This is a genomic window from Streptomyces sp. NPDC017936 (genome assembly GCF_044328485.1).
GTDB lineage: Bacteria > Actinomycetota > Actinomycetes > Streptomycetales > Streptomycetaceae > Streptomyces.
In genome coordinates this window covers 109,560-135,929 of the sequence record NZ_JBIRHK010000009.1, presented here as the reverse complement: position 1 = coordinate 135,929, position 26,370 = coordinate 109,560, and the positions used below count along the sequence as shown (strand labels likewise).

Genomic DNA, 26,370 nt, shown 5'->3' with positions numbered 1-26,370 from the left:
CGGCGTCCCGACCTGCGGGGCGTCAGTGGCGTACGCCAAGGGACGAGTGCACCACCGTGCGGACGATCATACGAATGGAGGTCGTACGAACGGGGTCCCGGGGGCGGGGGGCCGTACGAACGGAGGTCACGCGCGTGCGGGTCACGGGCGTGGGACCCACGGGCGTGGACGTCACGCGCGCGGCGGACGGATCGGTGCCGGACGCACGGGGGTCCGCGGTGCGCCGCCGCTCTGGCGCACCGCGGACCCCTCTCCCCTCAGCGGGTGCCGACCGCCGCCCGCACGGCCCGGCGGGCCATCTGGCAGTCGTCGTGCAGCCGCCGCAGCAGCAGCCGCTGCTCCTCGCCGGACGGCGCGGCACCCGGATGGGCCGCCGTCGGGGCCGTGTCGTGCATCGAACGCTGCACGGCCGTCTCGTAGGTGCGGATCTCCCGGGTCAGCACCAGCATCAGGTTCACCAGGAACGCGTCGCGCGAGGCCGGGCCCGCCGACTGGGCGATCTGGCTGATCTGACGGCGCGCCACCGGTGCGTCCCCCAGCACCGACCACAGCGTCGCCAGGTCGTACCCCGGCAGGTACCACCCCGCGTGCTCCCAGTCCACCAGCACTGGACCGGCCGGTGACACGAGGATGTTCGACAGGAGGGCGTCGCCGTGGCAGAACTGGCCCATGCCCTGGCGGCCCGCGGCCGCCGCGATGCCGTGCAGCAGCTTCTGCAGGTCCCCCAGGTCCCGGTCGGTGAGCAGACCCAGCTCGTGGTACCGGGAGATCCGCGCCGCGTAGTCCAGCGGCGCGTCGAACGTGCCCGCCGGCGGCCGCCAGGCGTTGAGCCGGCAGACCGCGCCGAGCGCCGCCCTGATGTCCGCGCGCGGCGGGGGCTCCACCGGGTGCCGCTGGAGGGCCGCGACCCGTCCCGGCATCCGTTCGACGACGAGCGCGCAGTTGTCCGGGTCCGCCGCGATCAGCCTCGGCACCCGTACCGGGGGGCGGTGCCGGACGAACGTGCGGTATGCGGCTATCTCGTGCCTGATCCGCTCCGCCCACACGGGGGAGTGGTCCAGCAGACACTTCGCGACGGCCGTGCTGCGTCCCGTCGTGCCGACCAGGAGCACGGAGCGGCCGCTGCGGCGGAGCACCTGCACCGGCGCGAACTCCGGGCAGATGCGGTGCACCGACGCGATCGCCGCGCGCAGCTGCGCGCCCTGGGGGCCGGACAGGTCGAGTCTCCCGCTGAGCGGTTGCGTGCCGAGCCCCGCGGGACGGCGGGCGCCGCCCGCGCCGAGCACGGGGGCCGCCGGCCGCGCGGGGGCGAGGTAGGGGCCGCCGCCGCCCGGGCGGGAGTGCAGCGACCGGGGCGGGGCGGACACGGAGGACGATGCTGCGTACATGGGCGGGACAGATCCCTTCGTGTGCCTTGAGGACAAAGCGCCGCCCGGCCCGGCCTCCCGGGTGCACCCTGGGGAATGTCCCTCGGCGACCGGGTCGGGGTGGCGCGTTCCTACCTGACACCCGTGGGCCGGTGGCACACCATCTGGCGGACCCTGGCGAAACCCTGGCGAATAGTCGCCCGGCAACTTTCGCCCGGCTACTGTCAACTCAGCCGAGAACCTGGGGGCTTACGTGAGCGGACAACCCAACACCCGGCTCGCGGACCTGTTCGGCCTGGCCGGCTGGTCCAAGGGCGAACTCGCGAGGCTGGTCAACCGGCAGGCGGCGGCCATGGGCCACCCCCAGCTGGCGACGGACACCTCCCGGGTGCGGCGGTGGATCGACACGGGAGAGATCCCGCGCGATCCGGTGCCGCGGGTGCTGGCGGCTCTGTTCACCGAGCGTCTCGGCCGTGTCGTGACCATCGAGGACCTAGGTCTGGTGCGGCACGGGCGTGCGGGGAGACGGCCACACGGCGGGAGCGCGGAACATCCCGACGGCGTGCCGTGGGCGCCCGAACGGACCGCCGCGGTCCTCACCGAATTCACGGGAATGGACCTCATGCTCAACCGACGCGGCTTGGTGGGCGCGGGTGCCGTGCTCGCCGCGGGACCAGCACTCAGCAGTGCCATGTACGAATGGCTGCACACCGACCCCACTCTCTCCGGCGACGCCCCCGTCGCCGGCCATCCCCTCCTGCACGCCGACTCCGCCGGGCTCGACCGTTACGAGGCCGCCCCCGTGGGGGCGGAGGAGGTCGACGAACTGGAACGCTCGGTCGAGGTGTTCCGGGCCTGGGACGCGGCCCGGGGCGGCGGGCTCCAGCGCAAGGCCGTGGTGGGCCAGCTCAACGAGGTGGGCGGCATGCTCGCCTACCGCCACCCCCCTCATCTCCAGCGGCGCCTGTGGGGCGTCGCCGCCAACCTCGCCGTCCTCGCCGGCTGGATGTCGCACGACGTCGGCCTGGAACCCACGGCCCAGAAGTACTTCGTCATCGCCGCGCACGCCGCGCGAGAGGGCGGTGACCGGCCGCGGGCCGGTGAGGCGCTGTCCCGGGCGGCCCGTCAGATGGTCCACCTGGGCCGGCCCGACGAGGCCCTCGACCTGATGAAGCTCGCCCAGTCCGGTTCCGGCGACGAGGTGCTGCCGCGCACCAGGGCGATGTTCCACACCGTCGAGGCCTGGGCGCAGGCGTCGATGGGCAAGGGCCAGGCCATGCGCCGCACCCTGGGCCGGGCGGAGGACCTGTTCGTCTCCGACAAGGGCGACGTGCGGCCGCCGGCCTGGATGCAGACCTTCAAGGACGAGGACCTGTACGGCATGCAGGCCCTGGCCTACCGCACGCTGGCCGAGTTCGAGCCCGGGGCGGCCGCGCACGCCCAGTACTACGCGCAGAAGGCGCTCGCGCTGCGGGTCGACGGACGGGAGCGGTCGAAGATCTTCGACCACCTGTCCATGGCGTCGGCGTGCTTCATCGCGAACGACCCCGAACAGGCGGACCGCTACGCCCGGCTGGCCCTGATGGCGATGGGGTCGAACTCCTCCCGCCGCACCTGGGACCGGCTGCGCCAGATGTACCGGCTCACCGCGGAGTACGCCGACTACCCGAGGATCAGCGAGCTGCGCGAGGAGATCCGGGAGGCGCTGCCGAAGGCGAGGGGAGGGCGGGGCGGCAACACCGCTCAGGCGTAGGTGCGGTACCCGTCACCGCTCAGGCGTGGACGCGGTAGCGGTCCGTCACGGCGTCACCCGGGCCACGAGGACGCAGGCGTCGTCCTCGCGTTCGCTCGCGCCGAGTTCCTCCACGACCGTCCGCAGGCACTCCTGCGCGGTGTGCGCCGGCTCGAAGCGCGGGGCCAGGTCCAGCAGGACGGCCGCGTCGACGGGTTCGCCGCCGGAGGGCGCCAGCCCGGTGGTGTGCAGCAGCAGGAGGTCGCCCTCCTGGAGGGTCTCCTCGGCCTGTCGGTAGGCGGCGCCCGGGGTGGCGCCGAGGAGGACGCCGTCCGGTGCGCCGAGCCGGCGCCCCGTCCCGTCGCGGAAGAGCACCGGGGCGGGGTGCCCGGCCTGCGCCCATGTCAGGGTGCGGGTCCGGGGGCGGTAGCGGCAGCAGACGGCGCCGGCCAGGGCCGGCTGGGCGCCGGTGTCCAGTAACTGGTTGAGCCAGGCCATCAGTTGGGCGGGCCGGGTGCCCGCCATCGCCATGCCGCGCAGGGCGCCCAGCGTCATCGCCGTGGTGGACGCGACGGCCGGCCCGTGCCCGGTGAGGTCGCCGACGCTCAACAGCGTGTCGCCGTCCGGGAGTTCGAGCGCGTCGTACCAGCCGCCGCCGATCAGGGAGCCGGTGCGGGCGGGCAGGTGGTGCGCGTCGATGTCGAGACGGCGGGGGCCCTGCCGCGGGAGCCGCAGGGAACCGGACCAGGCGGGCCGTGCGGCTTCCCCCGGCTCGACCGCGAGCCGGTGCCCGGTCCGGGCCGGCGGGCGCCGGCGGTGCAGCGAGTCACGGGTCTCGCGCACCGCCCGCTGACTGCGGCGCAGTTCGCTCACGTCGCGCAGCACGGCCCACATCGTGGCGGTGCTGCCGTCGGCGCCGAGCACGGGCTCGCCCATCATGTGCACGGTCCGGACCGCGCCGTCCGGTCGGACGATCCGGAACTCGCCGTCGATGGGACGGGCGTCGACGAGACAGTCGGTGACCATCGCGGTGAGCCGGGGGCGGTCCTCCTCGAGGACCAGCGAGGGCAGTTCGTCGAGGGTGAGCGCGGGGGCGGACGGGTCGCGGCCGAGGAGCCGGTACAGCTCCGTGGACCAGACGGCCTCGTCGGTCAGGAGGTTCCATTCCGCGCTGCCGACCCGGCTGAGCAGCGCCTCGTGCCGGGAGGCGGGCCGGGCGGGCGCCGTCTCCGGTACGGGCGGGCCGTCCCGCAGTTCCGCCAAGTGCGCGTGGAGGTCGTTCAGCTGATGCAGCGCCAGGTCGCAGAGGGCCCGCTGCCAGCGTTCCCGCGGGTCCGTTCCGTCGCCCTGGGCGTCCCGTCGTACGGCGTCCACCTCGCCCTTGAGTCGTCGTGTCTGCGTGATCAGCGCGTCGACCGGGCCACGTCCTGGCGGCTGGGCGGCGGGGCGGTCCGCAGACAGATGGGACGGCATGACGCACTCCGATGCGGGGGGACGGGACGGGCCGGGGCTGACGGAAGGGCCGTTACGACTGTTGCACAGCCCGCGACCGCGTGTAAGGGATTTGGCAACACACGATCCGGTGATGCGTCCGGCATATGCCACAGTCTTCACGGTGGCGTCGGGCGAGGTGGAGGGTGTAGGCCGTTTCGCGGCCAAGTCGTAGGCGAACTACGCCACTTGAATGGTTCGCGGCATGGCTCCACGGGGTCCGCCCGGGTGTTCGAGGGTCGTGTGTTCCATGATCTGGGGGCTCGGCGGGGCGGCCACTGCGTTCGTGACGCAGCTCACATCGATTCGGACCGCTTTCGCGTAATGCGATCGGCCTCCGCGAGGTCCTACAACCAGCACGCCGAAACGGCCGACCTCTCACCGCTGCGGAGACCGCGCATGGACCTCGCCCACGTCACCGTCGAACAGCCCGCCCGCGCCCAGCTGGTCGCGTCCCAGGAGCAGGAGCTGCCGGTGCCCGCCGTGCTCCGCTACTCGTCCCGCGACCCGCTGGCCGTGCACCTCGACTTCCCGCCCGAGGCGTGTCTCGAGGGTGAGGCCGTCACCTGGACCTTCGGCCGTGCGCTGCTGGAGGAGGGGCTGCGCGGGCCGGCGGGCGACGGCGACGTGCAGATCTGGCCGTGCGGCCGGACCCGTACGGTCATGGAGCTCCACTCGCCGCTCGGGCTGGCGCTGCTCCGGTTCGACACGGCCGCCCTGCGCCGGTTCCTGCTGCGGAGCCACGCCGTCGTCCCGGCGGGGCGGGAGGACGTCGGCGCCGAGCTGGAGCGGGGACTGGACGCCCTCCTCGGCAACGTCTGACGCGCTCCCCGGCGGGGTCCGGGGCGCGGCGTCCTCGCCGTCAGCGGTACAGGTCCGGGCGCGGGGCGAGGTCGACGGTCACGCGGGCGCCGCTCTCCAGGGCGCGGACCCCGGCCTCGGCGACGGCGGAGGCCGCGTAGCCGTCCCAGGCGCTCGGGCCGGTGACCACGCCCCGGCGGGTGGCGTCGACCCATGCCTGCACCTCGCGGTCGTAGGCGTCGGCGAACCGGACCAGGTAGTCCCGGGGCACGTCCGTGCCGGCCGAGCCGTGCGCGGTGACGAGCACGCCGTGGTCGTCGCCGACGCGCGCGCTGCCCGCCTCGCCCACGGCCTCGCAGCGCACCTGGTAGCCGAAGCCGCAGTTGACGAAGACCTCCACGTCGACCAGGGCGCCGCCGTCGGTCTCGAAGAGCACGAACTGCGGGTCGAGGAGGCCGTCCGGGGCGCCGGCGGAGGGGCGCGGCCGCAGCACGGTGACCGCGGTCAGCTCCTGGCCCAGCAGCCAGCGGGCCGCGTCGATCTCGTGCGAGACGGAGCTGTCGATCAGCATGGCGCTGGTGAAGCCGGGCGGCGAGGAGACGTTGCGGTGGGTGCAGTGCAGCATCAGCGGCCGCCCCAGCCGCCCGTCGTCCAGCAGGGCCTTGAGCCCGCGGTACCCGGTGTCGTAGCGGCGCATGAAGCCGATCTGGGCCAGCCGCCGGCCCCGGCGCGCCTCCGTCTCCAGGACGCGCAGGGCGCCGGCGGAGTCCGGCACCATGGGCTTCTCGCAGAACACCGGCAGACCGCGGGCGAAGGCCGCGAGCAGCGCCTCCTCGTGGGCGGGGCCGGGCGAGGCGATCAGCACGGCACCGACGCCCGGGGCGTCCAGCGCGGCCTCCGCCTCCGTGTGGAGCGAGACCCCCTCGATTCCGGCCGCCGCCTTCTCGGCGCGGGCGGCGTCGGGGTCGGCCACGGCGGCGACCCTGGCGCCGCTCACCACGCGATCGAGGCGTCGTACGTGGTCGGCTCCCATGTGTCCGGCACCCAGCACCGCCACGCCCAGCAGGTCACCCACGTGCCCTCTCCCTCCCGGCCGGTGATCACGCCGTAGCGTACGCCGCCGGCCGGAACGCCGGGCAGGGCCGACTCAGTAGCGGAGCACCCCCGCGATGCCGTCCACGTCGCCCAGGGCGCCGTCGGGGAGGAAGCGCACGTCGGCGCCCTTGTCCAGGCACTGTTCGACGATCTCGTCGACGATGTCCTCGCGGGCGTCCAGGTCGCCGCTCGCCGCCGGGGTCAGGTGGGCGCCGTCGTCGCGGACCGTGACGCGGTAGTTCTCCTCCACCGCCAGCAGCCTGACCCGGCCCTCGCAGGCGTTGCGCCAGACCTCGTCGACACCGGCGGCGAAGGTCCGGTGGCCGCGGGCCGACTCCAGTTCCCGGGTCACGGCCGCGGCGTCGTGGCGGGTCTGCGCGTCGTGCAGCGGGCCCACGGCCTGCCACACGGCGTCGGCGGAGCCGTGGGCGAGGCCGCCGTGCGGGACGTGCACCGCGCCGCGGGCGACACCGCCGAACTCGTCCAGGAGGGAGAGCGCGGCCGGCTGGCCGGTCACGTACAGCGGCCGCGGGTCCTGGCGCAGCAGCCGGGCCAGGGCGGTGTCGGCGTCGCGCAGGAAGTGGCGGGTGCCCTCGTCGCGGAAGGTGCTCGGCGGGTTGCCGACGCGCTCCATCCGCTCGGCGTCGAAGTGCATCGGGCTCCTGACCATCGGGAAGCCGCCGGTGTGCGCCTCGACGACCCGGTCGCCGCCGCCGTTCCACAGGGTGACGCGGTCGGCCGAGACCGACAGCACCCAGAACGGGCGCTCGGCGGCCTGGGCGGAGACCAGGTTGCGGGTGAGGAAGGTGTCCGACAGGACGACGCGTTCGGGCACGGACCGGGCCAGGGACCACACCTGGTGCTCGCCCGGCGCGGCGAAGATCACCAGGCCGTCCTCGGTGTGCGTCAGGTCGACCTCGGACAGGGCGCGGTCGAGCTGCCGGGCGACGTCGACGCGCCGCTCCCGGGTGACCGACGGGTCGTTCTCCAGTTGCTTCTTGGCCTCCGTCACGGCGTTGCGCAGGCGCACCCGGTCCTGGGTGTTGCCGGGTTCGCGGCGGTGCGTCGGGGTCAGCACGGACACCGCGGGATAGGGGCGCGGACGGCGCAGTTCGGAGAGGGTCGCGGGGCTGAGTGCGTGCTCCATAGCAGCACGATAGGGCTGATTCGCGTACCGGGCATTCGGGGGCGAATCAGCCTCTTTCCGGCTAGGGTGATCCGGTCGTGGCGTGAGTCCGCCGGGAGGAAGTCCGCACCGGTGAACTCGTCGGGACGCCGCCCGCCGGCGGTCCCGGCCCGACGCCCGCTGCGCCGAGTTCCCGGGCCGCACGACTGCCCGGACGCCTTCCCCGGCGCGGCGCAGCGCCCGCCCTCTTCGGACGGGTCCTCGATTCCCCCGGCGGACGACGGGTGACGGCGGCCCCGCCGTCCGGTTACCGTACGCGGCAGTAACCGGACGGCACCGCAGGAGGCACCCATGCCGCAGTTCGCAGTCGACGGCGCGACCCTGGCGTACGACGACGAGGGCCCGCGCGACGGCGGCGGGGCGCCCCTGGTGTTCGTCCACGGCTGGACGGCGAACCGGCACCGCTGGGACCACCAGGTGGCGCACTTCTCCCGGACGCGCCGGGTGATCCGGCTCGACCTGCGCGGGCACGGCGAGAGCGGCGGGGCGGGCGTGAAGACGATCCGGGAGCTGGCGGACGACGTCCTCGCCCTCCTCGACCACCTGGAGGCCGAGCGGTTCGTCCTGGTCGGCCACTCGATGGGCGGGATGATCGCGCAGACCATCGCCCTCGCCCACCCCGAGCGCGTCGAGCGCATGGTGCTGGTGAACTCCATCGGCCGGATGACCTACAGCCGGGGCAGGGGCCTGCTGATGGCCGCCTCCACCCTCGTCCCCTACAAGCTGTTCGTCGCCACGAACATCCAGCGCGCCTTCGCCCCCGGCTACCCGCGCGACGAGATCCGCGCCTACGTGAAGTCCTCCGCGGACACCCCCCGCGAGGTGGTCATGACACTGTACGGCGCCATGCGCGCGTTCGACGTCCTGGACCGGGCGGGGGAGATCCGCACACCCACCCTGATGATCCACGGCTACCACGACATCCAGCTGCCGGTGCGGCAGATGCTGCGGATGGCCAAGGCCTATCCGGACGCCACCGTCCGCATCCTCGACGCGGGCCACGAGCTGCCCGTGGAGAAGCCGGCCGAGCTGACGGCCGCGATCGACGCCTTCGTGACCCCCGCCTGACCCGTCCCCGCCGGGCGCCCCGCCTGACCCGTCCCCGCCGTCCCGCCCGGCCCGTCCCCGCCGTCCCGCCCGCCGGTCACCGTCACCGCCCCCCGCCGCCCCGGCCGAACGAGTCCGGGTCCGCGGCCTTCCAGTCCGCCGCCCACGACGGGGGCGGCCCGGCGAGCAGCGCGCCCGGCTCCAGCCACTCGTACAGCTCCGCGTACGAGCGGAGCGTCGCCGGCCCCGTCCGCCGTACCAGGTGGGCGGGGGTGAGACCGCCCGGCTCCCGTACGCCCATCGCCGCCATGACGCGGACGGCGCCACGGACCGCGGCCCGCTGGTAGTCGTGGACGCGCCGGGACCGCTCGGTCACGTGCAGGGCGCGCGTCCGCAGCGGGTCCTGGGTCGTGATGCCCGCCGGGCAGGCGCCGGTGTGGCAGCGGCGTGCCTCGACGCAGCCGAGGGCGAGCATCATCGCGCGTGCGGAGTTGGTGTAGTCGGCGCCCTGGACCAGGCGCCTGACGATGTCCGGGCCCGTGGCGACCCTCCCGCTCGCCCCGATCCGGACCCGGTCGCGCAGACCGGCGCCGACGAGCGCGTTGTGCACGGTGATCAGCCCCTCCGTGAGCGGCATGCCCAGCCGGCCGGCGTACTCCGCCGGCGCGGCGCCGGTCCCGCCCTCCGCCCCGTCCACCACCACGAAATCCGGCGCCACCCCCTCCGCGACCATCGCCCGGCACACCGCGAGGAACTCCCGCCGTGATCCCACGCACAGCTTGAAGCCGACCGGCTTGCCGCCCGCCAGCTCCCGCAGCCGCGCCAGGAACAGCACCAGTTCGCGCGGCGTCGAGAACACCCGGTGGCGCGGCGGCGACACCACCGTCCCGCCCACCGGCACACCGCGCTCCCGTGCGACGCCGGCGCTCACCTTCACCCCCGGCAGGACCCCGCCGCCGCCCGGCGCGGCCCCCTGCGAGAGCTTCAGCGACACGCACTTCACCTCCGGCAGCGCCGCCTTGTCCGCGAACTCCCGCGCGTCGAAGCCGCCGTCGCCGGTCCGGCAGCCGAAGTACCCCGTGCCGATCTCCCAGACCAGGTCCCCGCCGCCGCGCAGGTGGTGTTCCGACAGCCCGCCCTCCCCGGTGTCCTGGGCGAAGCGCCCCAGCCGCGCGCCCTGGTTCAGCGCGAGGACCGCCCGCGGCGACAGCGCCCCGTAACTCATCCCGGACACGTTCAGCAGCGCCATGTCGTACGGCTGCCGGCAGTCGGGGCCGCCCACCCGCACCACCGGCGGTTCCTCCGGCGGCTCGGCCGGACGCAGGGACGGCACGAGGAACTCGTGGCCGCCCGCCGACACGTCCACGTCCCCGGCGCGGTCCCGGACGGCGGCGGGCCCGCCCCGCAGCCGGCCGGTCAGCGGATGCCCCCGCAGCACCGGGTCGCGGCGCTGCAGCAGGTCCCGGCAGCCCAGAGCGGCCGACGCCAGCAGCGGCCCGGCCGCGCACCACCACCAGGGGGACACGGTGCGGGCGGCGGCCGTCGCCCCGGCGGCGGCGACCACGACGACCAGCAGCGTCAGGTACCGGAGCACTCAGCGGTCCTCGTCGGCCCCGCAGGAGCTGCCGCTCGACGGCAGGGAGCCGTACAGCAGGAAGTCGTCGACCTTGCGGTGCACGCACTTGGACGAGCCGTACCCGGTGTGGCCCTCGCTGCGGTTGTCGAGCACCACGGCCGACGGCCCGAGCCGCTGCGCCGTCTCGACGGTCCAGCGATACGGCGTCGCCGGGTCGCCGCGGGTCCCCACGAGCAGCATCTTCGGCGTGTCGAGGTCCTTCACCTCGTCGCGGATGTAGTCGGTGCCCTTGGGCCGGCCGTAGCACATCAGGACCTGGACGAGCCGGTACCGGCCGAAGACCGGCGACGCCTCCTCGTAGGCGGAGCGCAGCCGTTTCAGGTCGGCGGTGACCCGCGCGGCGGTGGGGCGGTCGGGGTCGTCCGCGCAGTTGATCGCCATCAGCGCCGCCGGCAGGTTGTCGAGGGGGACGTCCTCCTCGTCGACCAGGCCCCCGGTGGGCTCGGTGCCGCCCGGGTCGCGGAACGGCAGCGCCAGGCCCCCGGTCGCGAACGCCATCACCCCGCTGGTGTCCCCGTGCTCGACGAGCTGCGCGAGCGCCCGTTCCAGGGACGGCCACAGATCCTTGCTGTACAGCCCCTGCCCGATGGCCCCCACGAGGTCCTGCCCGGTGAACGGCTCACCGAAGTCCGTCGCCACCGGGTCCCGGTCCAGCGAGCGGACGAGCCGTACGACCTCCTCCCGGGCCTTGCGCGGGTCCTGCCCGAACGGGCAGGCGATGTCCTCGGCGCACCAGCCGACGAAGTCGTCGAGGGCCACCTGCTGCCCCCGGGCGCTCGCGATGCCCTGCTGCGCCAGCGGCTCGGTGAGCGTGTCGACGCCGTCCAGGACGAGCCGGCCCACCCGGTCGGGGAACCGGGCGGCGTACACCGCGCCGAGCCGGCTGCCGTACGAGAAGCCCAGGAAGTTCAGCTTGTCGTCGCCCAGCGCCGCACGCATCACGTCCAGGTCCCGGGCCGCGTCGACGGTCCCTATGTGCGGCAGGACGGGCCCGGAGTGCTTCGTGCAGGCCGCGGCCGCCTTCTTGAGCCGGTCCAGCAGCAGCCGGGGGTCGGTCACGTCGGCCGGGGTGGCGGCGAGGGCGGCGAGGGCGGCGTCCTCGCCGTCCCCGCAGCTGACCGGAGAGGACCGGCCGACGCCCCGGGGGTCGAAGGAGACCACGTCGTACCCGTCGGTGAGTTCCAGGAAGTCCTTGCCGGCGAACGCCAGTTCGGGCACGCCCGGGCCGCCCGGCCCGCCGAAGTTCAGCACCACCGAGCCGCGCCGGTCGCCGGTGGCCCGGTAGCGGGCGAGCGCCAGGTCGAGGGTGCCGGCCCCGGGGCGCGCGTAGTCGAGCGGGACGGTCACCTTGCCGCACTGCAGGTCGCGGGGCATCCCGTCGCTCTCGCAGCGCGTCCAGGCGACCTTCTGTCCGTAGAACCGCGACAGACCGGGTCCGGGGTCACCGTCCGTGCCCGCGGCCGCCGTGGGCAGTCCCGCGCCCACCAGGGTCAGTGCGGCGGCCACGGCGAGCGCGCAGCGCCGCGGCAGAGGCCGCCTCGACAGCTTGGCCAGCATCAGTGCCTCCAGGGGCGCCCCACAGCGGACCGCGAACCGGCGCCTTCGCCCACGATAGGCGGGCCGTGCGGGGGCCGCCTCCGGACGGCGGAGGCACCCTCGCGGCCGCCCTGCGGCGCCCGTACCGAGCGCCTGGGGCGCAGGCGTCGTTTTGTTCGACTGCGTCACCTCGTTGGGGTGAAAGCCCGAATAGGCATAACTGGGACGAGTTCGTCTGCGTTCTACGGGGTGCGGGCGAGCGCCCGCGACCATGTCTGGAAGGCAGGGACCCATGAGACGGGTTACCCGAAACGGTGTGATCGCCGTCGCCGCCGCCTCGGGCGCGATGGCCATGACGCTGCCCGCGTTCGCCGACTCCGGCGCGAGCGGAACCGCGGCCGGCTCGCCGGGCTTCATCTCCGGCAACAACGTCCAGGTGCCGGTGCACCTCCCGGTGAACCTGTGCGGGAACACCGTGAACGTGGTGGGCTTGCTGAACCCCGCCGCGGGCAACACGTGCGCCAACGTGAGCTCGGGCCATCAGCACGACGACCACGGCAAGCACGGCGCGAAGGCGTACGGCGAGGCGGCGCACTCGCCGGGCGCCGTCTCCGGCAACGAGGTGCAGGTGCCGGTCGACGTCCCGGTGAACGCCACCGGCAACAGCCTGGACGTCGTCGGCATCCTGAACCCGGCGTTCGACAACAAGTCCGGGAACATCTCGGAGGAGGAGCCGGCACACCCGGCCGAGCCGCCGGTGCGGCACACCCCGCCCGCCGCGTCCGAGCCGGGTCCGACGATCCCGAAGACCATGCCGCCGGACAAGGCGCCGCAGGCCCCGGCCCCCGAGGCCACGGCGCCCGTGGCGCACGCTCCGTCCCTGGCCCGCACGGGAGCCGACGCCACCGCCCCCGCCCTCCTGGGCAGCACGGCGCTGATCCTCGGCGGAGCGCTGCTGTACCGCCGGTTCCGGCCGGGCGCGGAGCGCTGATCCGCGCCCCCGGCGGGGGGCGTCCCGCGGTCGTCGCCGGGCGGGCGACTCCCGCGGCCCGCCCTCAGGCGCCGTAGAACCGCCGGTGCAGTCCCCGCACCTCCTCCGCCGGCCCGGGGACCGGCCCCTCCACGGTCACCCCGGGCGCGATCTCCTGGACCGGCAGGGCACGCACGGGCGGCGCGGGGACGCCCCACTCGGCCGGCCGGCCGGCGAGCTGGGCACAGGAGGCGACGTACACGATGCGGCCGAGGCCCACCCAGGCGTGGGCTGCCGCGCACATCGGGCAGTGCTCGCCGGACGTGTAGACGGTGGCCGCCGCCCGCTCCTCGGGCGACAGCCGGACCGCCGACCAGCGGGCCAGGGCGAACTCGGGGTGGCGGGTCCGGCCACCCGACGCCACCCGGTTGTGGTCCTCGGCGAGCACCGTGCCGTCCCCGCCGACCAGCACCGAGCCGAACGGTTCGTCCCCGGCTCGCAGCGCCTCGGCGGCCAGCTCGACACACCGGCGCAGGTGGGGGAGTTCGTCGTCCTTCACCCTCGTGCGCGGTCCTCCTCGCGACGGGATGATCTTCGGCGGTCAGCCTGGACCCCGCACCGCGGGGAAGGCGTGCCTCCGCCCCACCGCGACGGCGGTGAGGGCGAGGACGACCAGCGGGAGCGCCGCCCACGGCAGCGCGCCCGCGCCGCTCGCGTCCAGGACGACACCGCCGGTCAGCGAGCCGCCCGCGATGCCCGCGTTGTAGACCGTGGTCTGCAGCGAGGTCGCGACGTCCGCGGCGGCCGGACCCGAGGCGTCGACCAGGGCCGTCTGGAGGAGGGTCGGCGTCCCGCCGAAGGCCACCCCCCACAGGGCGACCGAGACCAGCAGCACGGCGGGGACCTCGGCGTACCGGCCGAGCGCGAGCATGACCACGGCGCACAGGGCGAGGGCGCCCAGCAGGGTGGCCCGGGGACGCCGGTCGACGAGCAGCCCCGTCCCCCAGATCCCGGCGACCGTCGACGCCCCGAACACCAGCAGCACCACGTCGGTGCGGCCGAACCCCGCGTGCGCGGCGAACGGGGCCGCGTACGTGTACATCACCTGGTGGCCCAGCAGCAGGAACAGCGTCACGGACAGGATCAGCGGGATCCCGGGGAGCACGGCGACCCGCCGGAGCGGGGCGCGGCCGGCGCGGGGCTCGCCGGGAAAGCCCGGGACCCGCCGGCGCACCCAGACCACGAGCAGCACCGCCACCCCGGCCAGCAGCCCGAACACCGCCCGCCAGCCGACGAGCGCGGCCAGCGCCGTCCCGGCGGGCACGCCCAGCGACAGGGCCAGGGTGATGCCGGCCAGCACCACCGCGATCGCCCGGCCACGCCGTTCGCCCGGCGCCATCCGCGCCGCGTACCCGGCGAGCATCGCCCACAGCGTGCCGCCCGCCACCCCGGCCGACAGCCGCGCGGCGAACGTGACGCCGTACGAGGACGACACGGCGACCACCGTGTTGCTCGACGCGAACGCCAGCAGCGTGCCGATGAGCACCGGGCGCCGGGGCAGGCCGCGCACCAGGGCGGTCACCGGGATCGCCGCCGCGAACGACGCCACCGCGTATCCCGTCACCAGGAAGCCCACCCGGGACTCGGGGACGCCGAGCGCGGGGGCCATGCGGGGCAGCAGACCGGCGGGCAGCAGTTCGGTGACGACGGCGGCGAAGGCGGCCGTGGCCAGGGCGAGCAGCCCCGACCAGGGCAGGGGCGAGGGCATGACGGTGCCCTTGGCCAAGGATGTGGTGGACATGCGACCATGCTCGGACGTTCGCATCAGTGTGAAGGCAAGGGCAGCCCCGGAGCCCCGTATGAAGATCGGTGAACTCTCCCGCCGCACCGGCGTCCCCACCCGGCTGCTGCGCTACTACGAGGAGCAGGACCTGCTCCACCCGGGGCGGGGCGAGAACGGCTACCGCTCCTACGGCGAGGAGGCCGTCCGGGACGTGCAGCAGATCCGCGGACTGCTGGACTCCGGCCTCACCACCGAGATGATCCGGGCGATCCTGCCCTACCTCTCGGGGCCGGACGAGATCCTCCTGCCCGCCGAGCGCCTGACCCCCGAGACCGCCGCCCTCCTCCAGGCGCACCTCGACCGCATCCAGGCCCGCATCGACTGCCTGGCCCGCAACCGCGACCGGCTGAGCGCGTACCTGGCGGCCGTGCGGCCGGCCGCGGCGGAGTCCCCCGGGGCGTAATCGCGTTGCTGCCGCCGGGCCGGGGATGGTGGCATGACCGCATGGACCATGCCGCCGTGCTCGCCCTCCACGACCGTCACCTGCGCCGGGGCGCCCGTCCCGACGGCCCCGACGCCCGCGTCGAACGCACCGGGAAGGTGGTCCGGCAAGTGGCCTCCGCCCAGGGCTGGAACGGCGTCGTCTGGTCCTGTCTCGGGGAGACGGACGCCGACGCGGTCATCGCCGAACAGATCGCGTACTTCACGCGGCTCGGCCGCGAGTTCGAGTGGAAGCTCTACGGTCACGACCGCCCGGCCGACCTCGGACGGCGGCTCGCGGCGGCCGGGTTCACCCCCGGCCCCGAGGAGACGCTGATGATCGGCGAGACCACGGCCCTGCGGTGCGACGCCCCGCTTCCCGACGGCGTCCGCATCGTGCCCGTCACCGACCGGGCGGGCGTCGACCTCGTCGTCGCCGTGCACGAGAAGGCCTTCGGCACCGACGCGTCCCTGCTGCGCCACCGGATGCTCGCCCGCCTCACCACCGACCCGGACACCGTCGTCGCCGTCGTCGCGCTCGCCGGTGAGGAGCCGGTGAGCTCGGCGCGGATGGAACTGGTGCCCGGCACGGACTTCGCCGGACTGTGGGGCGGAGGCACCGTCGAGGCCTGGCGCGGCCGCGGCATCTACCGCGCCCTGGTCGCCCACCGCGCCCGCGCGGCCGCCGAGCGCGGCTACCGCCACCTCCAGGTCGACGCCTCCGACCAGAGCCGCCCCATCCTGGAGCGCCTGGGTTTCGCGGCACTGAGCACGACGACGCCGTACGTCCACACGCCCTGAGGACCCCTCTTCCGCATCCCGCTCGGCCGTCTCACCGCGACGACGGCGCGCCGCGGCTCGGTCCGAACGGGTCAACCGATCGGTGGACCCGAAGTTCAACCGGGTGCCTCTGTCCGCCGACTGTGCCGGCCAGCAAGGCTCTTGGACATGAACTCATTCACTGTGCGCATGGCGCGCCGGAGCGCTCGGCACCCCTGGCGGGCCCTCGTCGGCTGGTTCGTGTTCGTGGTGCTGTGCCTGGGGATCGGCAGCGCAGTCGGCACGAACAGCGCCAAGACGGCCGACTACCGGGTCGGCGAGGCCGGGCGGGCGGAGGCGATGGCCGCCGAGGGGCGGCTGGAGCGCAGGCCCACCGAGCAGGTGCTGATCTCCGCACGGTCGGGCGCCCTCGACCGGGGCGCGGCCGAAGCCGCCGCCGAGGAACTCGGCGACCGGATGGAGCGGCTGCCCGAGGTCGCGGACGTGGCCGATCCGCTGCTGTCCGCGGACGGCCGGATCCTCATGGTCGAGGTGGCCCTGAAGGGCGAGGAGCGCGACGCCAAGGAGAAGGTCGGCGCGTTGGCCGAACAGACCGGGGCCGTGGGGGAGGCGTATCCGGGGCTGCTGCTGGAGGAGACCGGAAGTCCCTCCATCAGCAAGGGAGTCGACCGGCAGCGCAGCGACGACCTGGCCCTCTCCGAGAAGATCACGCTGCCCGTCACGCTGGTCGTGCTGCTGGCCGTCTTCGGGTCCGTGACCATGGCGGGGGTGCCGCTGCTGCTCGCGCTCTCGTCGATCGCGGCGGCGGTCGGGCTGTCGATGGTGGTCTCGCACGTCTCTCCCGACGCCGGGGTCGGCACGAACGTCATCCTGATGATCGGGCTCGCGGTCGGCGTCGACTACACCCTCTTCCACCTCAAGCGGGAGCGCGAGGAGCGCTCCCGCTCCGGCGGCCGATTGAGCTCCGAGGCACTGGTGGAGCTGGCCGCGGCGACCTCGGGCCGGGCGGTCGTGGTCTCCGGACTCGCGGTCGTGGCCTCCACGGCGACGCTGTACCTCGCCTCCGACGTCGTCTTCTCCTCGCTGGCCACCGGCACGATCGTGGTCGTCCTGGTCGCGGTGGCCAGTTCCCTGACCGCGTTGCCCGCGCTGCTGGTCACACTGGGCCGGCGAGAGGAGCGCAGGGCGCGGCGCCGGGCCGGCCGCGGGAAGCCCGCGCGCCGGACGCCAGGCGAAGCCGGTGGCCGGGTGTGGGCCGCGCTGCTGCGGCCGGCGAGCCGGCATCCCCTGGCCACGCTGTGCGTCTCGGTTCTCGGGCTGCTCGCGCTCATCACCCCGCTGACCGGGCTGAAGATCACGGAGATGAGCCGGGACACGCATTCCCGGGACATCCCCGCCATGCGGGTGTACGACCGGCTCAACGAGGCGTTCCCGGAGCAACGGGTCACGCACCAGGTCGTCGTCCGGGCCACGGCCGCGCGCTCCGGCGAGGTCGCCGGGGCCCTGCGCGAGCTGGCCCGCCGCGCCGACGCGGACCCGCTGTTCGCCGGCGCCGCACCCGTCCGCGCCTCCGCCGACCACCGGATCAGCGTCCTCGAGCTGAAGGTGCCGTACCTGGGAAACTCCGACCAGGCGTACGCCTCCCTCGACAGCCTGCGGGAGGACCACCTGCCCGCGACCGTCGGCCGGGTCGACGGAGCGGAGTTCGCCGTGAGCGGGGACGTCGCTCGGTACACGGACTATCCCGCTCACCAGAACGACAAACTCCCGCTGGTCCTCGGGGCGTTGCTGCTCGTGACCTTCGCCATGACCACCTACGCGTTCCGTTCGGTGGTGCTGGGCCTGATCGGTGTCGTCCTGAACCTGCTCTCCGCCGCGGCAGCGCTCGGACTGCTCGTCCTGGTCTTTCAGGGGACCTGGGCCGAGGAACTGCTGGACTTCCGCTCCACGGGCTCCGTCGGGTCCCGCGTACCGCTGTTCCTCTTCGTGATCCTCTTCGGACTCTCGATGGACTACCAGGTGTTCGTGGTGAGCCGGATCAGGGAGGCCGTGCTCGCGGGCGTGCCCACGAGGCAGGCCGTGCTCGACGGGATCCGCAGGTCGGCGAGCGTGGTGACGAGCGCGGCGGTGGTGATGACGACCGTGTTCGTGAGTTTCGTCTTCCTGCACATCATCGAGATGAAACAGATCGGCTTCGTCCTCGCGGCGGCCGTGCTGCTCGACGCGTTCATCGTCCGGATCATGGTGCTGCCCTCGGCGCTGCTGCTGTTCGGTGAGGCCAGCTGGTGGCCCTCACGGCCGGCGGTGCGGGCCGCGGTGACTCCGCGGCAAGTGGCCGACGACCGACCGACGGTCGACGTACGGTGATCGTCATGACCGCTCTCGCCGACTCCGTGGCCGACGCCTCCTGGACCACGGCACTGCGCCGGTGGAACACGGTGTGCTGGGTGCTGTTCGGGGCGATGGCCGTCGGGCTGGTGACGGCGGCACCGCCCGGCGGGAGCACGTACGAGGCACTCGCGCTGCTGGGCTGCGTGGTGCTGTGCTACGCGGTCCTCGACCGCCGCCCCGGCAATCCCGTCGTGCGGCCACAGGTCTACCTGTCGGTGCTGGTGCTCGCGCTCGGCGGGCTGGCGTACCTGGGCGGCGGTTACGCGGCGCTGTTCATGGTGACGCTGCCGCACTACTGGATGTTCGGGCGGACCCCGAGGATCTCGATGGGATTCCTCGGTCTGGCCGCCGGCGCCACGCTCACCGGGGCCCTGGTCCGGGAGGGCTGGTCGGCGGAGTTCTTCGGCGAGACGATGGTGTCCGTCCTGATCGTGGTCGCGGTGGGCGTGCTGATCGGTCTGTGGGCGCACTCGGTCGTCGCGCAGAGCGCCGAACGGGCCAGGCTGATCGAGGAGTTGGAGCGGACGCAGGCGGAACTGTCCGAGGCGCACCAGCGGCAGGGCGCGGCGGACGAGCGGGAACGCATGGCACGCGACATCCACGACACGCTCGCGCAGGGCTTCGCGTCGATCATCGTGCTCGCGGAGGCGGCACGAGCGGGAATGGCGGACGATCCGGGGCGCAGCGCCCAGCAGCTGCGGTCGATCGAGTCCACCGCGCGGGAAAACCTGGCCGAGGCCCGGGAACTGGTCGGCTCGGCGGGACAGCCCGGCCCGGGCCGGGTGGTGTCCGGTTCGGTGGCGCGGACCCTGCGCCGCACGCTGGACCGCTTCGTGGAGGACACCGGGCTCGCCGTGGACGCCGACCTGGCCGACCTCGAGTGCGACCAGCAGACCCGGATCGCCCTGCTGCGCTGTACCCAGGAGTCCCTGGCCAACGTGCGCAAGCACGCGCGGGCGTCCACGGTCGGCGTGGTGTTGGTCCGGCGGCCGTACGGAGTGGAGCTGGAGATCACCGACGACGGGACGGGGTTCGTGGCGGAGGAATCGACGGGCTTCGGGCTCGACGGCATGCACAAACGACTGGCGGAACTGGGCGGGAGGCTCACGGTGACGAGTTCGGTGGGCGACGGGACACGGATCCTGGCGACGATCCCCACGGCGGACGAGAGCGACGGGGCCGAGGCATGAGCGAGGGGGCTGTGCGCATCGTCGTGGTGGACGACCACACCGTGATGCGGGCCGGAGTGGTCGCTCTGCTCGCCGGCGAGGACAGCATCGAGATCGTCGGCGAGGCCGGCGACGGACGCGCGGCGCTCGGACTCGTCGAGCGGCACGACCCCGACGTGGCCCTGGTGGACCTGCGGATGCCCGTCCTGGACGGGGTGGCGACCACGACCGAGATCGTCGCCCGGTATCCGCGTACCCGGGTGCTGATCCTGACGACCTACGACACCGACGCGGAGATCGAACGCGGGGTGGAGGCGGGAGCCGTCGGCTATCTCCTCAAGGACACCACCCGCGAGCAGCTCGTCGACGCCGTCCACTCTGCGGCGCGCGGCGAGACGGTGCTCGCTCCCCGCGTCGCCGAGAAGCTGGTCGCGCGGCTGCGGCGGCCCGTCCAGGACCCGCTGACCGACCGGGAGACCGACGTCCTCGCCGCAGTGGCCGACGGACTCACCAACGCCGAGATCGGCAGACGCCTCGTCATCGCCGAAGCCACGGTGAAGACCCATCTGCTGCGCCTGTTCGCCAAGCTCGACGTGAACGACCGGACCAGGGCGGTGGTGGTGGCCATGGAGAGGGGGCTGCTGAGGCGGCCCTAGGTGTGCTGTCCCGGGACGTCGGTGACCGCGGGCGATCGTCCGCGTCACGTGAGGCATGCGATCAGCGGCGACTTCGCGAAGGCCGCCGAGCCGGCCGTGTCGGCGCGACGGGGGCGGGAGAAGCAGCAGGGCCTCGATCCGGTTCCGCTCCACGGGATCCCCGGAGCGGCGGATCGACACGGTCGAGCGTCTGCGGCCGCGCGTGCCCTCCGGCCTCGGGCCGCTGCTGGAGACCGGCCGGACGCTGTCGCAGGAGCCGTGGCCGGCGCCGGCGGCTGAGCACGCGTACGGCGGCGGTGCCGTTCACCAGGGCGCCGGCGTCCGGGCCGCCGTCCCCTCCGTCATGGGCCTCGCCCTCGGGGAGCGCCGAATCTCTCCGAGGGCGAGGGGCTGGGTGGCGGGAGTGCAGCGTTCGTGCGTCGAACGGGTCCCGGACGCCCCGCGGGTCCGGGCGCGCGTCAGCGGTGCGCCTCCGGCTCCAGGCGGCGCCGGAGCTGGTGCAGTCCGCGCCGGGCGTGGCTCTTGACCGTGCCCAGGGGCCAGCCGGTGCGGGCCGCGATCTGGGTCTGGGTCAGGTCCTCGTAGAAGGTCAGCCGCAGCACCCGTCGCTGGGGCGCGGGCAGCCGGGCGAGTTCGCCGAGCAGCAGGACCCGGTCGAGGACGGTCTCGGGACGGTCGCCCGCCGGGTCGGCGAGGGTGAGGACGGATCCGGCCGAGTCGACCAGGTCGCGCCGGCGGGTGCGGGCGGCGAGGGTGTCGGCGATCCTGCGCCGGGTGATGCCGACGATCCAGCCGCCGACCGTGCCCCGTTCGGGCCGGTAGCCCGCGTGGCCCCGCCAGACGCCGAGGAACACCTGCTGGGTGACGTCCTCGGCCTCCTTCGCGTCGCCCAGGGAACGCCACGCCAGCGTGTGCACCAGCGTGGACCAGCGCCGGTACACCGCCGCCAGGCACGCCTCGTCGCCCGCGACGAGACCGCGCGCCAGGTCCTCGTCGGCGAGGTTCCCCGCGACGGCGCCGGACCGGTGCGGGGAGGCCGGGACGGGTGGGGCCGGGGCACTGGACGGCAGGCTCATGGCGGCGGCTCCTCACGTCGGGCGGCCCGGTGCGGGCGTCGTCCGGGGGTGTTTCCGGTGCCCTGATCGTGCGAGCCGTCACCCGGGTGGCTCAACTTGCGTCGTTTCCGCGTCGTATGCTCGCGGCATGAGCGAGTTGCCGACCCCGGACGACACCGGCCTGACGACCGGCACCCTGGCCCGTCGACTGGGCGTGGCGCCCACCACGCTGCGTTCCTGGGACCGCAGGTACGGCATCGGACCCGCGGTGCGCGCCGACGGCCGGCACCGCCGTTGGCGGCCCGGCGACGTGGCCGTGCTCGAGGAGATGTGCCGGCTGACGGCGGCCGGGGTGCCGCCCGCCGAGGCGGCGCGGACGGCGAGGGAGCGGTCCGCGACCCACCCGGAGCCCCGGCCCGTCGTCGTACCGTCCGTCGTCGTGCAGCCCGTCGTCGAGCGGTCCGGTGCCGAGCGGTACGGCGCCGTACCTCCCGGCGCCGTACCTCCCGGTGCCGGCCCGTCCCGCGCGGCCGGTGCGCTCCCGCTGGGCCGCGATGTGCGCCAGGAGTGCCGGGGGCTGGCCCGAGCCGCCGTACGGCTCGACGCGCCGGCCGTCGAGGCGCGGCTGGAGGAGGCCGTCGAACAGCACGGGCTGACCACCGCCTGGCAGGAGGTGATGGTGCCGGCCCTGCACGCCGTGGGGCGCAAGTGGGAGTCTTCCGGCGACCGGTACGTCGAGGTCGAGCACCTGCTGTCCTGGCACGTCTCCACCGCCCTGCGCCGCGCCACCAGACTGCCCGCCCCGGACGAGGGGGCGGGCGCTCCCGGGCCGGTGGCACTGGCCTGCGTGCCCGGCGAGCAGCACACCCTGCCGCTGGAGGCGCTCAACGCCGGGCTGAGCCACCTCGGGCTCCGCACCCGCATGTTCGGCGCCGCCGTCCCCGCGGAGGCGCTGACGGCCGCGGTCCGGCGGCTGGGGCCGGCCGCGGTGGTCCTGTGGGCCCAGTCGCGCTCCACGGCGAACCTGGCGCTCGCCCGGCACGTCGCCGACACCCGGTGGGGCGTGCGCGGCGCACGGCGCAGACCGACGGTCGTGCTCGGCGGCCCCGGCTGGGCGGGGCGTCCCGTGCGGGGCATGCCGCGGCCGGGCGGGCTGCGGGAGGCGCTGGAGGTGCTGGAGGTGCTGTCGGCCACGCCGTCGTCCGTGCCGGCGGCCGACGGTCCGTGGCCCGGGGGGTGACGTCCCGCCGCGGGAGCACCGCGCGGGCCGCCGTCGGCCGGCCCGCGCGCCGAGGAGGCCCGTCACCCGCGCGCCGGCGGCGGGGCCGAGCGGGCGCCGGGCCTCTCCGGCGCCCGTCCGGGATCAGCCCAGCTTCTTGAGCAGCTCGGTCGCGAGCGGGGCGGAGGAGGCCGGGTTCTGGCCGGTGACCAGGTTGCGGTCCACGACGACGTTCGGCGCCCACGGCTCGCCGGCCCGGACGTCGACGCCCGCCTCGGCGAGCCGGTCCTGGAGCAGCCACTTCGCCTTCTCGCCCAGTCCCGCCTGGAGCTCCTCGGCGTTGGTGAAGGCGGCGACCCGGTAGCCCGCGAAGGCGTTCGTGCCGTCCTCCTTCAGCGCCGCCAGCAGGGCGGCGGGGCCGTGGCACACCACGCCGAGCGGCTTGCCCGACTCCAGGGTCTCGACCAGGACCCGCCCGGAGGCGGCGTCGACCGCCAGGTCCTCCATGGGGCCGTGCCCGCCGGGGTAGAAGACGGCCGCGTAGTCGCCGGGGTCCACGTCCTCCAGCCGTACCGGGCCGCGCAGCTCCGTCATGGCCTCCAGCCCGGCGGCGATCCGGTCGGCGCCCTCCTGGCCGCCGTTGGCCTCGGCGGCCAGGCTGCCCTTGTCCACCGGCGGGACGACCCCGCCGGGCGTGGCGACGACGACCTCGTGGCCGGCCGCCCGGAACGCCTCGTACGGGGTGACGGCCTCCTCCGCCCAGAAGCCGGTGGCGTGCCGCGTCCCGTCGGCGAGGGTCCAGTGGTCGGCGCCGGTCATCACGAAAAGGATCCTGGCCATGTGTGTCTCCGAGAGGTTCGCGTGGGTGCTGTCCGTCGCGGCTGACGATCCGTGCGCGGCACGTCAGCTCGTCGACGTCCTCGAACCTACGGCGGCCGACCCACCGGATTCCAATGGCCGTTCCGATGTCCGGCATTGGAAAGGCAATGGCAGGAAGGGAATACTGGGCCGGGTGGAGCACGACCGACACCTGGACCTGAACCTGCTACGCACCTTCCTCGCCGTGTACCGCTCGGGCTCGTTCACCGGCGCGGCCCACCTGCTCGGTCTGTCCCAGCCGACGGTGACGACCCAGATGCGCGCCCTGGAGCGGCAGGCCGGCCGGGAACTCTTCGAGCGGCTCCCGCGCGGTGTCGCTCCCACCGCCGTCGCCGACGAACTGGCGGCCCGGATCGCCGCCCCGCTGGACGAGCTCGCCACGGTCGCCGGCCCGGACCCGGCGCCGGCGGGCCGCGCCGGCCCGGTGCACCTCGCGGGGCCCGCCGAACTCCTGTGCGCCCGGGTCCTGCCCGTCCTGGCGCCGCTGGTGGCCGACGGCGTCCGGCTGCGCGTGGCGACCGGGCTGACCGACCCGCTGCTCGACGAACTGCGGGCCGGGCGGCACGACCTCGTCATCGCCACGACCCGCCCGCGCGGCCGCACCCTGATCTCCGCGCCCCTGACGGACGAGGAGTTCGTGCTGGTCGCCGCGCCGGTGTGGGCCGAACGCCTCCGGGGCCGGCCGGCCGCCGAGCTGCCCGCGGCCCTGCACCCCGTCCCGCTGGTCACGTACGCGGAGGACCTGCCGATCGCCCGCCGCTACTGGCGGCACGTCTTCGGACGGCGGCTGTCGAGCCCCGCCGCCGTGACCGTGCCCGACCTGCGCGGAGTGCTGGCCGCGGTCGTGGCCGGCGCGGGCTTCACCGTCCTGCCCCGCTACCTCTGCCTGGACGAGCTGTCCTCGGGCGCCCTCGTCGCCCTGCACGAGCCGGAGGACCCGCCGATCAACACCGGCTTCCTCGTCCAGCGGCCCGGCGCCGTGGACAACCCGGACGTCCCCCGCGTCCGCGACCTGCTGCTGGGGGCGGGCCGGTCCTGGTGACGCGCTGCCGGCCCGCCGCACGCCCCGGCCCCGCCCGGCAGCGACGACTCCTGGACCCGCCCGCCGCCCGCCCCGGAGTGCCCCGGCCCGGCCGGCGGGCGGGCCGCACTCGGCGCACCGTGCCGGCCCGCCGCCTCCCCGGGGCCCGGCCCGCCCGGCGCCCGCGGGACCGTTCCTCCGGGGACGGCCGGACGCCCGGTGCTGACGCCCCTCGACGACCGCCGGGACGCCCCCCGCCGGACGCGTCGTCCGTGTGACCGCCGCGGTCGAGCCGCCCGCACGTCCCCCGCGTGAGGCTCGCTGCCCCGTCCGGGGAACGCCGGACGGCCGGGACCCGCCGCGGGAGACGTGCCGATCGCTCCCCGGGCCGTTCCTCACTCGCGCGAGCGGGCCCGCCGGAACCGGGCGAGTCCCTCCGACAGCTCGACGACCGGATCCGGGTATCCGGCCGCCTCCCGGTCCGTGCCCCGCAGCTTCCACGGCTCGTGCACCGCCGCGCCCCCGATCCCCGCCAGCTCGGGCACCCAGCGCCGGACGTACGCCCCGTCCGGGTCGTACCGCTTCGCCTGGACCACGGGGTTGAGGACCCGGTTGGGCCGGGTGTCGGCGCCGGTTCCCGCGACCCACTGCCAGTTGAGCTGGTTGTTGGCCAGGTCCCCGTCGACCAGCAGCTCCAGGAAGTGCCGGGCGCCGATCCGCCAGTCGACGTACAAGGTCTTGGTGAGGAAGCTCGCGGTCAGCAGCCGGCCCCGGTTGTGCATCCAGCCCTCGTGGCGCAGCTGCCGCATCGCGGCGTCCACCACCGGGTAGCCGGTACGCCCCTCGCGCCACGCCGCGATGTCGGCCCCGGCCGTCCGCTCCGTGCGCCAGCGGTCGTGCCGGGGACGGTAGTCCGCGCGCGAGGCGTCCGGGCGGGCCGCCAGCAACTGGCGGTGGAAGTCGCGCCAGGCGAGCTGCCGTACGAACGCCTCGGCGCCGGGACCGTCCACGGCGCGTGCCCGGTGGACGAGTTCGACGGGGGAGAGGGTGCCGAAGTGCAGGTGCGGCGAGAGCCGGGAGGTGGCGTCGCCCGCCAGGTCGTCGTGCCGGTCCTCGTAGGCGCCGACGCCGCGGCGCAGCCAGGCGGTGAGCCGCCGGCGGCCCTCCGTCTCGCCGCCCGGCGCGAGCCCCGCGGACACGCCCGAGTGGGAGGGCAGGTCCTCCGAGCCGACGCCGTCCGGCACGCGTACGGTCCGGGGTGCCCGGAGCCTCTCCCGCAGCGGCTGCCGCGACCAGCGCCGGAAGTACGGGGTGAAGACGGCGAAGTGGTCGGAGGCGGACGGGGCGACCGCGCCGGGCGGGACGGCGGTCGTCACCGTGTCGTGGACGTGCAGACGCACCCCGTCGGCCTCCAGGGCGTGCCGCAGCCGCTCCTCCCGGTGCTGCGCGTACCCGCTCACGTCCGCCGCCAGGTGCACCTCGTCGGCGCCCGCCTCGCCGGCCGCCCGGCACACCTCCTCGACCGGGTCACCGGAGCGGACGACGAGCCGCCCGCCGCGCGCCCGCAGTCCCGCGTCGAGGTCCCGCAGGCAGTCGGCGAGGAACGCCAGCCGGTTGGGGGCCGCGAACCCGGCGGCGTCCACGCCCCGGTCGCGCACGAACAGCGGCACCACCTCGCGGGCGCCCTCCAGGGCCGCGCTGAGCGGCGGATGGTCGTGCAGACGCAGATCGGAGGTGAACAGGACGACCGAGACGTTCATGACGCTGACTCCGGAGGGAACGAGGGGCCACCGGGTGCTTCCGCGGACACGCACCCGCCGGATGCGCGGACACGCACCCGGCGGTCGCGCGGACAGCCTCCGGCGAGCGCGTGACAGGCACCCGGCGGTCGCGCGGACAGGCTTCCGGCGGTTGCGCGGACCCGCACCCGGCGGTCGCGCGGACAGCTTCCGGCGGACGGGCGACACGCACCCGCCGGATGCGCGGACAGCCTCCGGCGAGCGCGTGACAGGCACCCGGCGGTCGCGCGGACAGGCTTCCGGCGGTTGCGCGGACCCGCACCCGGCGGTCGCGCGG

22 protein-coding genes are annotated in these 26,370 nt (G+C 75.0%); 11 read left to right on the top strand and 11 right to left on the bottom strand.

Going from position 1 to position 26,370, the window contains the following annotated elements:
- Positions 1-257: 257 nt before the first annotated feature.
- The gene (locus tag ACH4F6_RS20465) at positions 258-1,388 is read right to left on the bottom strand and encodes an aminoglycoside phosphotransferase family protein (RefSeq protein ID WP_397961660.1); all 1,131 of its coding nucleotides are present in this window, start codon (positions 1,386-1,388) and stop codon (positions 258-260) included.
- A 232-nt stretch (positions 1,389-1,620) separates the two neighbouring features.
- Between ACH4F6_RS20465 and ACH4F6_RS20460 the strand changes: the two genes are divergently transcribed.
- Complete coding sequence (locus ACH4F6_RS20460; RefSeq protein ID WP_397961659.1) at positions 1,621-3,120, top strand: hypothetical protein; 1,500 nt, start codon at positions 1,621-1,623, stop codon at positions 3,118-3,120.
- 45 nt (positions 3,121-3,165) lie between these two features.
- Here ACH4F6_RS20460 and ACH4F6_RS20455 read toward each other — a convergent pair whose 3' ends face one another.
- Positions 3,166-4,572: a PP2C family protein-serine/threonine phosphatase gene (locus ACH4F6_RS20455; protein ID WP_397961658.1), complete on the bottom strand. Its 1,407-nt coding sequence runs from the start codon at positions 4,570-4,572 to the stop codon at positions 3,166-3,168.
- Positions 4,573-4,989: 417 nt separating this feature from the next.
- On the opposite strand from ACH4F6_RS20455, the gene ACH4F6_RS20450 reads away from it, so the two are divergent.
- Positions 4,990-5,412, top strand: a complete 423-nt coding sequence (locus ACH4F6_RS20450; protein WP_397961657.1) for an SsgA family sporulation/cell division regulator — start codon at positions 4,990-4,992, stop codon at positions 5,410-5,412.
- A 40-nt stretch (positions 5,413-5,452) separates the two neighbouring features.
- On the opposite strand, the gene ACH4F6_RS20445 is transcribed toward ACH4F6_RS20450, so the two are convergent.
- Both ACH4F6_RS20445 and ACH4F6_RS20440 read right to left on the bottom strand, forming a co-directional pair.
- Entirely contained in the window at positions 5,453-6,466 is a 1,014-nt protein-coding gene (locus ACH4F6_RS20445) for a Gfo/Idh/MocA family oxidoreductase (protein WP_397961656.1), read from the bottom strand.
- Positions 6,467-6,538: 72 nt separating this feature from the next.
- On the bottom strand, positions 6,539-7,633 hold the full coding sequence (locus ACH4F6_RS20440) for a chemotaxis protein (RefSeq protein ID WP_397961655.1): 1,095 nt from the start codon (positions 7,631-7,633) through the stop codon (positions 6,539-6,541).
- Between the two features lie 330 nt (positions 7,634-7,963).
- Between ACH4F6_RS20440 and ACH4F6_RS20435 the strand changes: the two genes are divergently transcribed.
- Positions 7,964-8,740, top strand: coding sequence for an alpha/beta fold hydrolase (locus tag ACH4F6_RS20435; RefSeq protein ID WP_397961654.1), 777 nt, complete (start codon positions 7,964-7,966; stop codon positions 8,738-8,740).
- A gap of 82 nt (positions 8,741-8,822) precedes the next feature.
- Here ACH4F6_RS20435 and ACH4F6_RS20430 read toward each other — a convergent pair whose 3' ends face one another.
- Together ACH4F6_RS20430 and ACH4F6_RS20425 are read right to left on the bottom strand one after the other, a co-directional pair.
- A complete protein-coding gene (locus ACH4F6_RS20430) occupies positions 8,823-10,313 on the bottom strand; it encodes a glutamate synthase-related protein (RefSeq protein ID WP_397961653.1) in 1,491 nt (496 codons plus the stop codon).
- Positions 10,314-11,912: an alpha/beta fold hydrolase gene (locus ACH4F6_RS20425; protein WP_397961652.1), complete on the bottom strand. Its 1,599-nt coding sequence runs from the start codon at positions 11,910-11,912 to the stop codon at positions 10,314-10,316.
- Positions 11,913-12,183: 271 nt separating this feature from the next.
- Between ACH4F6_RS20425 and ACH4F6_RS20420 the strand changes: the two genes are divergently transcribed.
- A complete protein-coding gene (locus tag ACH4F6_RS20420; RefSeq protein ID WP_397961651.1) occupies positions 12,184-12,882 on the top strand; it encodes a chaplin family protein in 699 nt (232 codons plus the stop codon).
- 64 nt (positions 12,883-12,946) lie between these two features.
- On the opposite strand, the gene ACH4F6_RS20415 is transcribed toward ACH4F6_RS20420, so the two are convergent.
- On the bottom strand, positions 12,947-13,420 hold the full coding sequence (locus tag ACH4F6_RS20415) for a nucleoside deaminase (RefSeq protein ID WP_397961650.1): 474 nt from the start codon (positions 13,418-13,420) through the stop codon (positions 12,947-12,949).
- A gap of 42 nt (positions 13,421-13,462) precedes the next feature.
- Complete coding sequence (locus ACH4F6_RS20410; protein ID WP_397961649.1) at positions 13,463-14,662, bottom strand: MFS transporter; 1,200 nt, start codon at positions 14,660-14,662, stop codon at positions 13,463-13,465.
- A gap of 58 nt (positions 14,663-14,720) precedes the next feature.
- Between ACH4F6_RS20410 and ACH4F6_RS20405 the strand changes: the two genes are divergently transcribed.
- The 5 genes from ACH4F6_RS20405 to ACH4F6_RS20385 all read left to right on the top strand — a co-directional run bounded on the left by ACH4F6_RS20405 (position 14,721) and on the right by ACH4F6_RS20385 (position 20,120).
- On the top strand, positions 14,721-15,107 hold the full coding sequence (locus ACH4F6_RS20405) for a MerR family transcriptional regulator (RefSeq protein ID WP_397961648.1): 387 nt from the start codon (positions 14,721-14,723) through the stop codon (positions 15,105-15,107).
- A 41-nt stretch (positions 15,108-15,148) separates the two neighbouring features.
- Positions 15,149-15,925 carry a GNAT family N-acetyltransferase gene (locus ACH4F6_RS20400; RefSeq protein WP_397961647.1) on the top strand — a complete coding sequence of 259 codons (777 nt, stop codon included), beginning with the start codon at positions 15,149-15,151 and terminating at the stop codon, positions 15,923-15,925.
- Between the two features lie 147 nt (positions 15,926-16,072).
- Positions 16,073-18,271, top strand: coding sequence for an MMPL family transporter (locus ACH4F6_RS20395; RefSeq protein ID WP_397961646.1), 2,199 nt, complete (start codon positions 16,073-16,075; stop codon positions 18,269-18,271).
- Between the two features lie 5 nt (positions 18,272-18,276).
- A complete protein-coding gene (locus ACH4F6_RS20390) occupies positions 18,277-19,485 on the top strand; it encodes a sensor histidine kinase (protein ID WP_397961645.1) in 1,209 nt (402 codons plus the stop codon).
- Positions 19,482-20,120 carry a response regulator gene (locus tag ACH4F6_RS20385; protein ID WP_397961644.1) on the top strand — a complete coding sequence of 213 codons (639 nt, stop codon included), beginning with the start codon at positions 19,482-19,484 and terminating at the stop codon, positions 20,118-20,120. Before ACH4F6_RS20390 ends, ACH4F6_RS20385 begins: the two co-directional genes overlap by 4 nt.
- Before the next feature lie 458 nt (positions 20,121-20,578).
- On the opposite strand, the gene ACH4F6_RS20380 is transcribed toward ACH4F6_RS20385, so the two are convergent.
- Positions 20,579-21,196, bottom strand: a complete 618-nt coding sequence (locus tag ACH4F6_RS20380; RefSeq protein ID WP_397961643.1) for a sigma-70 family RNA polymerase sigma factor — start codon at positions 21,194-21,196, stop codon at positions 20,579-20,581.
- A 127-nt stretch (positions 21,197-21,323) separates the two neighbouring features.
- On the opposite strand from ACH4F6_RS20380, the gene ACH4F6_RS20375 reads away from it, so the two are divergent.
- Entirely contained in the window at positions 21,324-22,415 is a 1,092-nt protein-coding gene (locus ACH4F6_RS20375) for a MerR family transcriptional regulator (RefSeq protein ID WP_397961642.1), read from the top strand.
- 123 nt (positions 22,416-22,538) lie between these two features.
- On the opposite strand, the gene ACH4F6_RS20370 is transcribed toward ACH4F6_RS20375, so the two are convergent.
- Positions 22,539-23,234, bottom strand: coding sequence for a type 1 glutamine amidotransferase domain-containing protein (locus tag ACH4F6_RS20370; RefSeq protein WP_397961641.1), 696 nt, complete (start codon positions 23,232-23,234; stop codon positions 22,539-22,541).
- A 172-nt stretch (positions 23,235-23,406) separates the two neighbouring features.
- On the opposite strand from ACH4F6_RS20370, the gene ACH4F6_RS20365 reads away from it, so the two are divergent.
- On the top strand, positions 23,407-24,315 hold the full coding sequence (locus ACH4F6_RS20365) for a LysR family transcriptional regulator (protein WP_397961640.1): 909 nt from the start codon (positions 23,407-23,409) through the stop codon (positions 24,313-24,315).
- 374 nt (positions 24,316-24,689) lie between these two features.
- Here ACH4F6_RS20365 and ACH4F6_RS20360 read toward each other — a convergent pair whose 3' ends face one another.
- Positions 24,690-26,054: a cryptochrome/photolyase family protein gene (locus ACH4F6_RS20360; protein WP_397961639.1), complete on the bottom strand. Its 1,365-nt coding sequence runs from the start codon at positions 26,052-26,054 to the stop codon at positions 24,690-24,692.
- Between the last annotated feature and the right edge of the window lie 316 nt (positions 26,055-26,370).

What these genes read in the sequence shown, in the direction of transcription:
- ACH4F6_RS20420 (WP_397961651.1), top strand. Translation starts at nt 12,184, where the DNA reads ATGAGACGGGTTACCCGAAACGGTGTGATCGCCGTCGCCGCCGCCTCG.
- ACH4F6_RS20410 (WP_397961649.1), bottom strand. Translation starts at nt 14,662, where the DNA reads ATGTCCACCACATCCTTGGCCAAGGGCACCGTCATGCCCTCGCCCCTG.
- ACH4F6_RS20395 (WP_397961646.1), top strand. Translation starts at nt 16,073, where the DNA reads ATGAACTCATTCACTGTGCGCATGGCGCGCCGGAGCGCTCGGCACCCC.
- ACH4F6_RS20455 (WP_397961658.1), bottom strand. Translation starts at nt 4,572, where the DNA reads ATGCCGTCCCATCTGTCTGCGGACCGCCCCGCCGCCCAGCCGCCAGGA.
- ACH4F6_RS20380 (WP_397961643.1), bottom strand. Translation starts at nt 21,196, where the DNA reads ATGAGCCTGCCGTCCAGTGCCCCGGCCCCACCCGTCCCGGCCTCCCCG.
- ACH4F6_RS20400 (WP_397961647.1), top strand. Translation starts at nt 15,149, where the DNA reads ATGGACCATGCCGCCGTGCTCGCCCTCCACGACCGTCACCTGCGCCGG.
- ACH4F6_RS20450 (WP_397961657.1), top strand. Translation starts at nt 4,990, where the DNA reads ATGGACCTCGCCCACGTCACCGTCGAACAGCCCGCCCGCGCCCAGCTG.
- ACH4F6_RS20385 (WP_397961644.1), top strand. Translation starts at nt 19,482, where the DNA reads ATGAGCGAGGGGGCTGTGCGCATCGTCGTGGTGGACGACCACACCGTG.
- ACH4F6_RS20370 (WP_397961641.1), bottom strand. Translation starts at nt 23,234, where the DNA reads ATGGCCAGGATCCTTTTCGTGATGACCGGCGCCGACCACTGGACCCTC.
- ACH4F6_RS20425 (WP_397961652.1), bottom strand. Translation starts at nt 11,912, where the DNA reads ATGCTGGCCAAGCTGTCGAGGCGGCCTCTGCCGCGGCGCTGCGCGCTC.
- ACH4F6_RS20440 (WP_397961655.1), bottom strand. Translation starts at nt 7,633, where the DNA reads ATGGAGCACGCACTCAGCCCCGCGACCCTCTCCGAACTGCGCCGTCCG.
- ACH4F6_RS20465 (WP_397961660.1), bottom strand. Translation starts at nt 1,388, where the DNA reads ATGTACGCAGCATCGTCCTCCGTGTCCGCCCCGCCCCGGTCGCTGCAC.
- ACH4F6_RS20375 (WP_397961642.1), top strand. Translation starts at nt 21,324, where the DNA reads ATGAGCGAGTTGCCGACCCCGGACGACACCGGCCTGACGACCGGCACC.
- ACH4F6_RS20360 (WP_397961639.1), bottom strand. Translation starts at nt 26,054, where the DNA reads ATGAACGTCTCGGTCGTCCTGTTCACCTCCGATCTGCGTCTGCACGAC.
- ACH4F6_RS20435 (WP_397961654.1), top strand. Translation starts at nt 7,964, where the DNA reads ATGCCGCAGTTCGCAGTCGACGGCGCGACCCTGGCGTACGACGACGAG.
- ACH4F6_RS20390 (WP_397961645.1), top strand. Translation starts at nt 18,277, where the DNA reads ATGACCGCTCTCGCCGACTCCGTGGCCGACGCCTCCTGGACCACGGCA.
- ACH4F6_RS20405 (WP_397961648.1), top strand. Translation starts at nt 14,721, where the DNA reads ATGAAGATCGGTGAACTCTCCCGCCGCACCGGCGTCCCCACCCGGCTG.